Annotated in this window: 11 protein-coding genes and 1 riboswitch; of the genes, 4 read left to right on the forward strand and 7 right to left on the reverse strand. The window is 71.7% G+C overall.

Annotated features, from left to right (window positions below):
* Window positions 1–203: 203 nt before the first annotated feature.
* The 4 genes from groL to thrC all read right to left on the reverse strand — a co-directional run bounded on the left by groL (window position 204) and on the right by thrC (window position 4,688).
* Window positions 204–1,826 carry a chaperonin GroEL gene (groL, locus tag ACFV57_RS10200; protein ID WP_030022296.1) on the reverse strand — a complete coding sequence of 541 codons (1,623 nt, stop codon included), beginning with the start codon at window positions 1,824–1,826 and terminating at the stop codon, window positions 204–206.
* A 521-nt stretch (window positions 1,827–2,347) separates the two neighbouring features.
* Window positions 2,348–2,551, reverse strand: coding sequence for a cold-shock protein (locus tag ACFV57_RS10205; protein WP_003986833.1), 204 nt, complete (start codon window positions 2,549–2,551; stop codon window positions 2,348–2,350).
* Between the two features lie 434 nt (window positions 2,552–2,985).
* Window positions 2,986–3,264, reverse strand: a complete 279-nt coding sequence (locus ACFV57_RS10210; protein ID WP_385228180.1) for a MoaD/ThiS family protein — start codon at window positions 3,262–3,264, stop codon at window positions 2,986–2,988.
* 134 nt (window positions 3,265–3,398) lie between these two features.
* Window positions 3,399–4,688, reverse strand: coding sequence for a threonine synthase (thrC, locus tag ACFV57_RS10215; RefSeq protein ID WP_385228183.1), 1,290 nt, complete (start codon window positions 4,686–4,688; stop codon window positions 3,399–3,401).
* A gap of 17 nt (window positions 4,689–4,705) precedes the next feature.
* A riboswitch (SAM riboswitch) is annotated at window positions 4,706–4,863 on the reverse strand.
* Between the two features lie 163 nt (window positions 4,864–5,026).
* Between thrC and ACFV57_RS10220 the strand changes: the two genes are divergently transcribed.
* Window positions 5,027–5,974 carry a glucosyl-3-phosphoglycerate synthase gene (locus ACFV57_RS10220; RefSeq protein WP_385228186.1) on the forward strand — a complete coding sequence of 316 codons (948 nt, stop codon included), beginning with the start codon at window positions 5,027–5,029 and terminating at the stop codon, window positions 5,972–5,974.
* An 86-nt stretch (window positions 5,975–6,060) separates the two neighbouring features.
* Window positions 6,061–7,521 (forward strand): trehalose-6-phosphate synthase, encoded by a 1,461-nt coding sequence (locus ACFV57_RS10225; protein ID WP_385228189.1) that lies wholly within the window; start codon window positions 6,061–6,063, stop codon window positions 7,519–7,521.
* 32 nt (window positions 7,522–7,553) lie between these two features.
* On the opposite strand, the gene otsB is transcribed toward ACFV57_RS10225, so the two are convergent.
* The 3 genes from otsB to ACFV57_RS10240 form a co-directional block, all read right to left on the reverse strand.
* Entirely contained in the window at window positions 7,554–8,411 is an 858-nt protein-coding gene (otsB, locus tag ACFV57_RS10230; RefSeq protein ID WP_385228192.1) for a trehalose-phosphatase, read from the reverse strand.
* A 99-nt stretch (window positions 8,412–8,510) separates the two neighbouring features.
* Entirely contained in the window at window positions 8,511–8,780 is a 270-nt protein-coding gene (locus ACFV57_RS10235) for a DUF3263 domain-containing protein (protein WP_385228550.1), read from the reverse strand.
* Window positions 8,781–8,868: 88 nt separating this feature from the next.
* Window positions 8,869–10,140, reverse strand: coding sequence for an extracellular solute-binding protein (locus ACFV57_RS10240; protein WP_385228553.1), 1,272 nt, complete (start codon window positions 10,138–10,140; stop codon window positions 8,869–8,871).
* Window positions 10,141–10,400: 260 nt separating this feature from the next.
* Here ACFV57_RS10240 and ACFV57_RS10245 point away from each other — a divergent pair, with 260 nt between their 5' ends.
* Window positions 10,401–11,333 (forward strand): ROK family protein, encoded by a 933-nt coding sequence (locus ACFV57_RS10245; RefSeq protein ID WP_385228195.1) that lies wholly within the window; start codon window positions 10,401–10,403, stop codon window positions 11,331–11,333.
* Entirely contained in the window at window positions 11,333–12,544 is a 1,212-nt protein-coding gene (nagA, locus tag ACFV57_RS10250; protein WP_385228197.1) for an N-acetylglucosamine-6-phosphate deacetylase, read from the forward strand. Before ACFV57_RS10245 ends, nagA begins: the two co-directional genes overlap by 1 nt.
* Window positions 12,545–12,782: the final 238 nt, after the last annotated feature.

A 12,782-nucleotide genomic window follows, 5' to 3' on the forward strand; every position in this document is an offset into this window, starting at 1 on the left:
CCCGCCGGGCCGGGAGCCGCACAGGGACCGCCGTACGGAACCGGCACGCCTCGGCCACACGGCAGGACGCGCCGAGGCGCCGTACGCAAGGGCCGTACGGGAATCCGTACGGCCCTTACGGATACGAAAACGCCGCCGGGGCGGCACCCCCCTGGGAGGAGGGGTGCCGCCCCGGCGATCTGGGGACAGCTGATCCGGGAGGATCAGAAGTCCATGTCACCGCCCGGCATGCCGCCCGGAGCGGCCGCGGCGGCCTTCTCCGGCTTGTCGGCGATGACGGCCTCGGTGGTCAGGAACAGCGCGGCGATCGACGCGGCGTTCTGCAGCGCGGAGCGCGTGACCTTGGCGGGGTCGATGATGCCCTCGGCGATCATGTCGACGTACTCGCCGGTCGCGGCGTTCAGACCGTGGCCGACGGCCAGGTTGCGCACCTTCTCCACGACGACGCCGCCCTCAAGGCCGCCGTTGACGGAGATCTGCTTCAGCGGGGCCTCCAGGGCCAGCTTCACAGCGGCGGCACCGGTGGCCTCGTCGCCCTCCAGCTCCAGCTTCTCGAAGACCGAGGAGGCCTGCAGCAGGGCGACGCCACCGCCGGCGACGATGCCCTCCTCGACGGCCGCCTTCGCGTTGCGCACGGCGTCCTCGATGCGGTGCTTGCGCTCCTTGAGCTCGACCTCGGTGGCGGCACCGGCCTTGATGACGGCCACGCCGCCGGCCAGCTTCGCCAGACGCTCCTGGAGCTTCTCGCGGTCGTAGTCCGAGTCGCTGTTCTCGATCTCGGCGCGGATCTGGTTGACGCGGCCCTGGACCTGCTCGCTGTCACCGGCACCGTCGACGATGGTGGTCTCGTCCTTGGTGATGACGACCTTGCGGGCGCGGCCCAGGAGGTCGAGACCGGCGTTCTCCAGCTTGAGGCCGACCTCCTCGGAGATGACGGTGCCACCGGTGAGGATGGCGATGTCGCCGAGCATGGCCTTGCGGCGGTCGCCGAAGCCCGGGGCCTTGACGGCGACGGACTTGAAGGTGCCGCGGATCTTGTTGACGACCAGGGTCGACAGGGCCTCGCCCTCGACGTCCTCGGCGATGATCAGCAGCGGCTTGCCCGACTGCATGACCTTCTCCAGCAGCGGAAGGAGGTCCTTCACGTTGGAGATCTTCGAGTTGACGATCAGGATGTACGGGTCGTCGAGCGACGCCTCCATACGCTCCATGTCGGTGGCGAAGTACGCCGAGATGTAGCCCTTGTCGAAGCGCATACCCTCGGTGAGCTCCAGCTCCAGACCGAAGGTCTGGGACTCCTCGACGGTGATGACGCCTTCCTTGCCGACCTTGTCCATGGCCTCGGCGATCAGCTCGCCGATCTGGGTGTCGGCGGCGGAGATGGAGGCGGTCGAAGCGATCTGCTCCTTGGTCTCCACGTCCTTGGCCTGCTCCAGCAGGGCGGCGGAGACGGCCTCGACGGCGCGCTCGATGCCGCGCTTGAGGGCCATCGGGTTGGCGCCGGCGGCCACGTTGCGCAGGCCCTCGCGGACCAGGGCCTGGGCCAGGACGGTCGCGGTCGTCGTGCCGTCACCGGCGACGTCGTCCGTCTTCTTCGCGACCTCCTTGACCAGCTCGGCGCCGATCTTCTCGTACGGGTCCTCCAGCTCGATCTCCTTGGCGATGGAAACACCATCGTTGGTGATCGTGGGGGCGCCCCACTTCTTCTCAAGGACGACGTTGCGGCCCTTGGGGCCGAGGGTGACCTTTACGGCGTCGGCGAGCTGGTTCATCCCGCGCTCGAGACCGCGCCGTGCCTCCTCGTCGAACGCGATGATCTTGGCCATGTGAAGTGGTCCTCCCGGACTGGGGGTCCCCCCGGACTACGTCTGGGGGAGGGTGGATACTCCGGACCGCGCTGGCGCCCGCGACGGACGGTCTGCGAGCCTGTGGTTCCTTGCCCCACCTGCCCACGGACCTCACCGAGTCGGTCCTTAGCTGTCACTCTCACTCGTAGAGTGCTAACGCAATGATTAGCACTCGACCCACCAGAGTGCAAGCGGCTTCGAAGAAGCCTCCTATAGGGGTGGTGGTCGGGCGACGGGTGGGCGCAAGCGGCTTCGAAGAAGCCTCCTATAGGGGTGGTGGTCGGGCGACGGGCGGGAGCAAGCGGCTTCGAAGAAGCCTCCTGTAGGGGTGGCGGCCGGGCGCGAGCGGCTCGGGGGAGCTTCCCCTTCGGGGGCCGGGCGGCAAACCGCGCCCGCCCGGACGGATGGACCGGCACTCCCCTGTACCGCCACCCAAACACAGAAGACCCGCGCCCCCACAAGGGGACGCGGGCCTTCGTACGCAGCAGTCGGTCGGCGCTTCAGCCGGCCACGCGGACCATGTCCGCCTGCGGCCCTTTCTGGCCCTGCGAGATCTCGAACTCGACCCGCTGACCCTCCTCAAGGGTGCGGTAACCGTCCATCTGGATCGCGCTGTAGTGGACGAAAACATCCGCACCACCGTCGACCGCGATGAAGCCGTACCCCTTCTCCGCGTTGAACCACTTGACGGTGCCCTGAGCCATGCCTAACTCCCCTATTACTGGCCCTTGCACAGGACCGCACTCCGCGGACCCGGGTCAGACCTCACCCCCCGACAGGAGGGGGTGTGCGCCGGAACGCGTCGACCGCCGCTGAATGTATCTGTCCAACTGCCCAGCGCAACAGGTCAGTCGGACGAGAATTCCGCTTGCGAACAATCGCAATTAAGCGGATAAAAGCCCTTACTCCAGGGCAAGTCGGGCCGGGCAAAGCTCACCAACGCGACAAATCATGTCCACACTTCGCGCACAACTTGCCGGGGTCTCATATGCGTTCGGCACGCGCTGGACGAGGGATCGCCTCAACTGTATCGCCTTTAACAACACGGAATCGCCCCGTCCGCATCGTGGCGGACGGGGCGATTCCAGCCGTTCGACCCCACAAGGGCCGAAAAAGATCCTCTACGGCGTCCCGGCGCTCAGCAGCCGCCGGCCACCGCCGGAATGATCGAGACGCCCGCGCCGTCCGGCGTCGGCGTCGCCAGGCCCTGCTCGAAGCGCACGTCGTCGTCGTTGACGTAGACGTTCACGAAGCGGCGCAGCTTGCCGGTGTCGTCCAGGACGCGGGCCGCGATGCCCGCGTGGTTCTTCTCCAGGTCCTGGATGACCTCGGAGAGGGTCGCGCCCTCGGCGGCGACCTCGGCCCGGCCTCCGGTGTAGGTGCGCAGGATGGTCGGGATGCGGACGTTGACGCTCATGGTGTTCTGCCTTCCAGCTTGCGGGAGGTGTACGTAGGGGCAGGCGCGGACCGGGGGCGTACCGGCGCGCGGGGTTGCGCGCGGCCGCGTGCGGGCGGGTGCCGCGTACGGGCGGGTACGGCCGCGCGCGGCGGTCAGCCGGCCAGACCGGCGGCGCGGAACGCGTCCAGGCTCGGCCGGATCGTGGCCGTGGGCCCGGTGGTCGGCGCGACCGCGTCCAGCGTCTTGAGCCCGTCGCCGGTGTTCAGCACGACGGTGGTCAGCGCCGGGTCGAGCAGACCGTCCTCGATCAGCTTCTTCGTCACGCCCACGGTCACGCCGCCGGCGGTCTCGGCGAAGATGCCTTCGGTACGGGCCAGCAGCTTGATCGCGTCGACCACCTGCGCGTCGTTGACGTCCTCGACCGCGCCGCCGGTGCGCCGGGCGATGTCGAGCACGTACGGACCGTCGGCCGGGTTGCCGATGGCCAGCGACTTCGCGATGGTGTCGGGCTTCTGCGGCCGTACGACGTCGTGACCGGCCTTGAAGGCGGTGGAGACCGGCGAGCAGCCCTCGGCCTGGGCGCCGAAGATCTTGTACGGCTTGTCCTCGACCAGCCCGAGCGCGATCAGCTCCTTCAGCCCCTTGTCGATCTTCGTGAGCTGGGAGCCGGAGGCGATCGGGATGACGATCTGGTCCGGCAGCTTCCAGCCGAGCTGCTCGCAGATCTCGTAGGCGAGGGTCTTGGAGCCCTCGCCGTAGTACGGGCGCAGGTTGACGTTGACGAAGCCCCAGCCCTCGCCGAGCGGATCGCCGATCAGCTCCGAGCAGAAGCGGTTGACGTCGTCGTAGTTGCCCTCGATGCCGACCAGCTCGCCGCCGTACACCGCGGCCATGACGACCTTGCCCGCCTCCAGGTCGTGCGGGATGAACACACAGGAGCGGAAGCCCGCGCGCGCCGCCGCGGCGCCGACCGCGCCCGCGAGGTTGCCGGTGGAGGAGCAGGACAGGGTGGTGAAGCCGAAGGCGCGGGCGGCCTCGACGGCGATGGCGACGACGCGGTCCTTGAAGGAGTGCGTCGGGTTGCCGGAGTCGTCCTTGACGTAGAGGCCGCCGGTGACGCCCAGCTCGCGGGCCAGGTTGTCGGCCTTGACCAGCTTGGTCAGGCCGGGGTTCAGGTTGGGCTTGTCCGCGACGTCGGCCGGTACGGGCAGCAGCGGCGCGTAACGCCAGATGCTGTTGGGGCCCGCCTCGATCCGCTTGCGCAGGCCCTCGGGGTCGCCGGCCGGCAGGTCGTACGCCACCTCCAGCGGTCCGAAACAGGACGCGCAGGCGAAGATCGGGCCGAGCTCGAAGCGCTCGCCGCACTCGCGGCAGGACAGCGCGGCGGCCGGGCCCAGGGAAACGGTGGCGGAAGTGGTGCTTTCAACGGATTGCACAGCCATGGAGGCGAGGCCCTTTCTCCTCATCTTCCTCGCGGCGCATCTCGCCACGAGACGGAATTGGCACCTTCCCTAGCCGGGAGCCTCGCGGGCCGCACGTGACGCGCGGCGACGGAGACCGGCTGGAGGGTTGCCGGGGCTTCAACGGGCCGTATCCCTCTGCCCCTCTGGATGAGCGGTATGGCGCTGGGCCGGGGCCCAGGCGTTTGTCGCGCCGACCCCGGCATGTCCGGGGCGATCGCGTTGTTCAAGACTGTAGCCGAAGGGCCGGGCGGTTGAGACAGTCGTCCGCACCGCGAGATGGATCACATCGCTGGTCCGGGAACGAAGGAGACGCGCACGTGCTGGAAGAGGTGGAGCGCTGGCTGGCCAGTCGGTCCTGGTCGGCCGCCGACCGCCCGCTCGACCGGCTGCTGGCCGCCAAGCGCGAGACAGGGCAGACGGTCTCCGTCGTGCTGCCGGCGCTCGACGAGGAGGCGACGGTCGGCGCGATCGTCGAGGCGATCCGTACGGAGCTGATGACGCCGGCGGTGCCGCTCGTCGACGAGCTGGTGGTGCTGGACTCCGGGTCCACGGACGGTACGGCGAAGGTCGCGGCCGAGGCGGGCGCGCGGGTGGTCCACCGGGACGAGGTGCTGCCGCGGCTGCCCGCGCTGCCCGGCAAGGGCGAGGTGCTGTGGCGCTCACTGCTGGTCACCGGCGGTGACATCGTCTGCTTCGTCGACGCGGACCTGCGCGAGTTCTCCGCCGGATTCGTCTCCGGCATCGTCGGCCCGCTGCTTACCGACCCCGGCGTGCAGTTCGTCAAGGGCATGTACGACCGTCCGCTGGGCGAGGCGGCGGGCCAGGGCGGCCGGGTCACCGAGCTGGTCGCCCGGCCGCTGCTGAACCTGCACTGGCCGCAGCTCGCCGGGTTCGTGCAGCCGCTGGGCGGGGAGTACGCGGCCCGCCGGTCGCTGCTGGAGCGGCTGCCGTTCCCGGTGGGGTACGGCGTGGAGCTGGGCCTGCTGGTCGACGCGCTGCACACGGCCGGTCTGGACGCACTGGCGCAGGTCGACGTCGGGGTGCGCAAGCACCGCCACCAGAGCGGCCAGGCGCTCGGCAGGATGGCCGCGGCGATCTACCGCACCGCGCAGCTGCGGCTGGCCCGCGGCCACCTGGTGCGCCCGCGGCTGACCCAGTTCGAGCGCGGCGAGGCCGGTTTCGTGGCCCGCACCACGGACGTGGACACCGAGGAGCGGCCGCCGATGGCGGAGATACCGGAGTACGCGGAGCGCCGCGCCGCCTGACGGCGGGCCCAGGCGTCTCCGAAACCGTGACGTTCCGCCTCTCCCGCGCACGTTTGAGCGCAGGGGCGGCGGGCTAGTCTCGCAACATGGTCTCCGAGCGTTCTGGTGCCCAGGTTCTCGTCGCGTCCAACCGCGGCCCGGTCTCGTACGCGAAGGGGGAGGACGGCGCGCTGACCGCCAAGCGCGGCGGTGGTGGGCTGGTCTCCGGGCTCTCCGCCATCGGCCCGGACGCCGGAGCGGTGTGGGTGTGCGCCGCTCTCGGGGACGGCGACCGCGAGGCCGCCCGGCGCGGCGGCGGCCATCTGGACCCCGCCGACACGGGCGGCCAGCACGTACGCATGCTGGACATCCCCGCCGACGTCTTCACCGACGCCTACAACGGCGTCGCGAACTCGGTGCTCTGGTTCGTCCACCACATGCTCTACCAGACGCCGCTGGAGCCCTCCTTCGACGACGGGTTCCGCGCGCAGTGGGCGTCGTACGAGGCGTACAACGCGGCCTTCGCGGACGCGCTCGCCGACGAGGCCGCGCCCGGCGCCGTGGTGCTCGTGCAGGACTACCACCTGACGCTGGTGCCGGGCTTGCTCCGCGCCCGCCGCCCCGACCTGCGCATCGGGCACTTCTCGCACACGCCGTGGGCGCCCGCCGACTACTTCCGGATGCTGCCGGACGACGTGGCCGGGGCGGTGCTGCGCGGGATGCTGGGCGGTGACCGGGCCGCGTTCCTCACGCGGCGCTGGGCCGACGCGTTCGCGGACTGCTGCGCCGCCGTGCTGGGCGCCGAGGTGACGCGCGGCGAGGACGGCGGGCCGAGCGTCACGCACGAGGGCCGTACGACCCGGCTGGGTGTGCACGGTCTGGGCGCCGACGCGGAGTTCCTGCGGGAGCGGGCGCACCGCCCGGACGTGGACGAGCGGCTGGCGGCGCTGCGCGAGCAGATCGGCGGCGAGGACCGCAGGACGATCGTCCGGGTGGACCGTACGGAGCTGTCGAAGAACATCGTGCGCGGGCTGCGCGCCTACCGGGCGCTGCTCACCGGACACCCCGAGTGGCGCGAGCGCGTCGTGCACGTCGCGTTCGCCTATCCGTCCCGGCAGGACCTGGAGGTCTACCGCGCGTACACCGCCGAGGTCGGGCGGCTGGCCGAGGAGATCAACGCCGAGTTCGGCACGCCGGGCTGGCAGCCGGTCGTGCTGCACGTGAAGGACGACTTCGCGCGGTCGCTGGCCGCCTACCGGATCGCCGACGTGGCGCTGGTCAACCCGATCAGGGACGGCATGAACCTGGTCGCCAAGGAGGTCCCGGTGATCTCGGAGGCGGGCTGCGCGCTGGTGCTGTCCCGGGAGGCCGGGGCGTACGCGGAGCTGGCCGACGACGCGGTCTGCGTCAATCCGTACGACGTCTCGGGCACCGCCCGCGCCCTGCACGAGGCGCTGTCCATGGAGGACGGCGAGCGGGCCGAGCGCACGAAGCGGCTGGCCGCGGCGGCCACCGCGCTGCCGCCGGACCGGTGGTTCCTCCAGCAGCTGCGGGCGCTGGAGCAGTAGCGGGACGGGCCGGCCCGCCGGGGGCGCGCCCCTCAGGCGGGCGGCACGCCGAGCCGGTCCGCGAGGCCGTGCAGCAGCGAGACGACGCCCGCCGGGCCGTCGACGACGAGGTCCGCCCGGCCGGCCAGCTCGGCGACCTCCGCGCTGCCGCTGCACACCAGCGTCCCGGCCAGACCGTCCGAGCGCAGTTTGTCCACGGCGGAGTAGGCGGCGAGGTCGCCGAGGTCGTCGCCCCCGTACAGGACGGTGGTGGCGCCGGTCTCGCGTACGTACTCGGCGAGCGCGACGCCCTTGTCCATGCCGGGCGGGCGCAGTTCGAGGACGTAGCGGCCCGGTTCGACGATGAGGCCGTGCCGTTCGGCGAGCGCGTACAGGGGCTCGCGCAGCAGCTCGAAGGCGGCCTGCGGGTCCTCGGCGCGGCGGGTGTGCACGGCGATGGCGCGGCCCTTGTCCTCCACCCACGAGTCGCGCCAGGCGCCCAGTTTGTCCAGGACGCCGGGGAGTTCGGCCTGTACGGCGGCGACGCCGGGGGGCGGCGCGGGGGCCCGTACCGTGCCGGTGACCGCGTCCCAGCGCTCGGCGCCGTAACCACCGAGGACCACGAGCCGTTGCAGGCCCGCCGCGTCCGCGAAGCCGCCGAGGCGGACCGCGACGCCGGCCGGGCGGCCGGTGATGACCACCAGCGAGCGCAGCAGCGGCGCGAGGCGGGACAGCGCGGCCACGGCGCCGGGGTGGGCGCGGGCCTTCTCGGGGTCGGGCACGATGTCGGCGAGCGTGCCGTCGAAGTCAAGAGCGATCACGGCGCTGCCGGGGCTGTCCAGCAGCGCGGCGAGGCCGTCCCGGCCCGCTTCGGTGACCGGCGTCGGCAAGGAGTTCGGGGGGCTGCCCATGGCGACGACATTACCGGGCGCGCGCGGGAGCGTGCCGGGCGTACGGACGCATCGGCGCACCACTGCGCCGCGGGCGGTCCGCGCGGGCCTGCCGGGCGCTCAGCGGCGGCTGCGCCGGGCCTCGCGGACGCGGCGCAGCCGGTTGACCGTGACGGGGTCGTGAGCGAGCGCGCGCGGGTCGTCCAGCAGCGCGTTCAGCAGCTGGTAGTAGCGGGTCGGTGAGATGCCGAGCCGCTCGCGGATGACCCGCTCCTTGGTGCCCGGGCGCGGCCAGGAGCGGCGCTCGACGCCGAGCACCGCCTCGTCCTGGGGGGACAGCGCTCCGGTGCCACCGCCTCCGGTGCCACCGTCGGTGCCGTCGCTCGTCATCATCCGTCCACGATAAGGCCGCGGTACGACAATCCCGCGCCCGTCCCCCGGCCGTCCCCGCCGCTCCCCCGCCGTTGCCCGGCGGCGGTCACTTGCCGGTGTTGTCCGCCTCGCTCGCCGCGTTCTGGATGTCGCTGAGCACGCCGGCCGGGTTGCCGTTGGCGCCCACCGCGGTGCCCATCTTCGCCTTGACGGTCTTGCTGACCATCGGCCAGGAGGTCTTGTCAGCGGGGTAGAACTCGGCGCTGCCCAGCTGGCGCAGGAAGCTGTGCAGCTTGGCGTACTTGTTGTCGGCGAGCATCGCGTGGGACCCGGAGGTGGTGACGGGCAGCAGCCCGTACTCGCCGGAGAAGTCCATGACGTTCTTCTCGTTGTAGACGAAGTCCAGGAACTTGCCGACCTGGTTGCGGTGACCGTTCTTCTTGAACGCCGTCATCCAGTCGGCGACGCCCATGGTCGCCTTGGCCTTGCCGGAGGGGCCGGGCAGTTCGACGGTGCCGTAGTCGATGCCCTTGGCCTCGGCCTGCTTCATCAGGGTGGGGTGGCCGTTGAGCATGCCGACGTCGCCGGCCGCGAAGGCGTTGAAGGCGTCCTGGCGGTTGAGCTTGGCCGGGTCGGAGCCGGTCAGCCCCGCGCCGACCAGGTCCTTCTTCAGCCACTCGAACGTCTTGACGTTCTCGCGCGAGTCGATCGTGTACTTGCCGATGCTGTCGGTGTAGCTGCCGCCGCCGCTGAGCATCCACATCAGCGTCTCGGCCTGCGTCTCCTCCGGGCCGAGCGGCAGCGCGTACGGCATCTTCACGCCCTTGGCCTTGAGCTTGGCCGCGTCCGACACGACCTGTGCCCAGGTCTCCGGCGGGTCGGTGATGCCCGCCTCGGCGAAGAGCTTCTTGTTGTAGAACAGGCGGCGGGTGCTGGCGCCGAAGGGCATTCCGTACTGGCGGCGCTGGTACTCCCCCGCCTGGGCGAGGGCGGGCACGAAGTCGGCCTGTACGTAGATGGAGAGCAGCTCGTCGGCGCTGTAGAGCTTGCCCTCGGCGGCGTAGTCCGCGTACGCGCCGATCTGCGCCATGTCCGGTGCCTGACCGGACTCGACCAGGTCCTCGACCTTCTTGTCGACGTCCTTCCAGCTGTAGACCGAGACGTCGACCTTGATGCCCGGGTTCTTCTTCTCGAAGTCCTTGACGAGCTTGTCCCAGTAGTGCTGGGAGGAGTTCGCCTCGTTGTCGCCGTAGTCCGCCGCGATGAGCTTGAGCGTGACGTCGCCGCCGTCGCCCGAGCCGCTTCCGCAGGCGGACAAGGAGAGCGTCATGGCCGTGGTGAGTCCCGCTGCCGCCAGGCTCAAGTACCGCCGCTGCACTGCCATTACCGCCTTTTGTCCCGAATGTTCCGTGCTTGCCGGGGAATGCCCCGTGGCTTCAGGGGCCCGCCCTCAACCGGCATGAACGACGAGTCTCCCCCGTTTACCCACACAAGGTCTACACCACCCCTCATATCGCTTGCGTATCGCCTGTCACACATGCAGGTCACACCGCTCCGAAGGGGCCCGGCCGGAGCGGAACCACGCCATCCCCGCGAGTGGACTAGACCTTTCATGGCTGATCGCGCGAAACTGTTCCCGTGAGACACGTCATCGCCCTTGATGTGGGCGGCACCGGAATGAAGGCCGCCCTGGCAGGCGCGGACGGCACGCTGCTCCACGAGGCGCGACGGCCCACCGGCCGCGAACGCGGTCCCGAGGCGGTCATCGCCTCGATCCTGGACTTCGCCGAGGAACTGCGCGAGACCGGACGGCAGCGGTTCGGCGAAACGGCCCTGGCGGCCGGCGTCGCCGTCCCCGGCATCGTCGACGACGCGCGCGGCATCGCCGTCTACGCGACCAACCTGGGCTGGAGCGACGTCCCCCTGCGCGCCCTGCTCTCCGAACGCCTGGGCGGCGTCCCGGTCGCGCTCGGCCACGACGTACGCACCGGAGGCCTGGCCGAGGGCCGCATCGGCGCGGGCCGCGGCGCCGACCGCTTCCTGTTCGTACCGCTCGGCACCGGCATCGCGGGCGCGATCGGCATCGAAGGCCGCATCGAGGCGGGCTCGCACGGCAGCGCGGGCGAGATCGGCCACATCGTCGTACGGCCCGGCGGGCCCGAGTGCGACTGCGGGCAGCGCGGCTGCCTGGAGAGGCTGGCCTCGGCCGCCGCCGTCGGCCGCGCGTGGGCCGAGGCCTGCGGCGACCCGCAGGCCACCGCCGCGGACGCCGCCAAGGCCGTCGAGTCCGGCGACCCGCAGGCACAGGCCGTGTGGCAGGACGCGGTGGACGCGCTCGCCGCCGGCCTGGTCACCTCCCTGACCCTGCTCGACCCGGACACCCTGATCATCGGCGGCGGGCTCGCCGAGGCGGGCGACACGCTGTTCGAGCCGCTGCGGGAGGCGGTCCGCGCACGGGTCACCTTCCAGCGGCTCCCCCTGATCGTGCCGGCGGCGCTCGGGGACGCCGCCGGCTGCCTGGGCGCAGGTCTGCTCGCCTGGGATCTTCTCTCCACGGAGGTAACTGCCTGATGCCGCTGCAACAGTCCGGGGACAGCGCCCCGAGCCCCCGGCGCACCGTCCTGACCGGAGCCAGGCTCGCCCTGCCGTCCGGCGTGACCGACGAGGGCCTGCTCGCCTTCGAGGGCACCCGGATCACCGACGCCACGAGCACCGCGGGGACGGCCGCCACCGCTCCCGGGGACCAGGTGATCGACCTGACCGGCCACCTCGTCGTCCCCGGCTTCGTCGACATCCACGTACACGGCGGGGGCGGCGGCTCCTTCTCGTCCGCCGACGCCGACGAGTGCCTGACGGCCATCGACACCCACCGGCGGCGCGGCACCACCTCCATGCTCGCCTCGACCGTCACCGGCGACCTCGACGACCTGGCCCGGCAGGCCGCCGTCCTGTCCGAGCTGACCGAGCAGGGCGACCTGGCCGGCATCCACTTCGAGGGCCCGTTCATCTCCCCGCACCGCTGCGGCGCCCACCAGCCCGGTCTGCTGCGCGACCCCGACCCGGCGGACGTGCGCAAGCTCGTCGACGCCGCGCGCGGCGCGGCCAAGATGATCACCCTGGCGCCCGAGCTGCCCGGCGGCCTGGACTCCGTACGGCTGCTGGCCGACGCGGGCGTGATCGCCGCCGTCGGCCACACCGACTCCTCGTACGACGCGACCCGCGAGGCCATCGACGCGGGCGCGACCGTCGCCACCCACCTGTTCAACGCGATGCCGCCGCTCGGGCACCGCGCGCCGGGACCGATCGCCGCCCTCCTGGAGGACGAGCGGATCACCGTCGAACTGATCAACGACGGGACGCATCTGCACCCCGCCGTCCTGCAGCTGGCCTTCCGCGAGGCGGGCGCCGACCGGGTCGCCTTCATCACCGACGCGATGGGCGCGGCCGGCATGGAGGACGGCATGTATCCGCTCGGCCCGATGACGGTCGAGGTCAAGGAGGGCGTGGCCCGCATCAGCGACGGGCCCACCGCCGGTTCCATCGCGGGCTCCACCCTCACCCTCGACCTCGCCTTCCAGCGCGCCGTCACCGTCGACGGGCTCACCGTCGACCAGGCCGTACGGGCCCTGTCGGCCACCCCGGCCCGGCTCCTCGGCATCGACGGGCGCACCGGCTCGATCGAGGCGGGCAAGGACGCCGACCTGGTCGTCCTGGACGCGTCGTACGAGCTGGTGGGCGTGGTGCGGCAGGGCGCTTGGGTGGTGCGGCCGAAGGGGGTGTGAGGCGGGGCCCGGACGGCGTACGGGCGGGGCTCGCGCGGCGTACGGGCGGGGCCCGGTCGGAGTACGGGGCGGGGCGGGGCGAGGACGGTCGTGGACAGCCCGCGGGGGCCCGCCGGAGGCGTGCGCGAGGCACCGCCCGGAGGCGGTGCGCGAGGCGCGTCCGTGCACCGGCGGGGCGGGTGCGGCACACCGCCCCACCTGTGGCACATGGCCGGTTCGGCCCGCCCGGACCGGTGCC

Source organism: Streptomyces sp. NPDC059788 (assembly GCF_042732265.1).
Classification (GTDB): Bacteria; Actinomycetota; Actinomycetes; order Streptomycetales; family Streptomycetaceae; genus Streptomyces.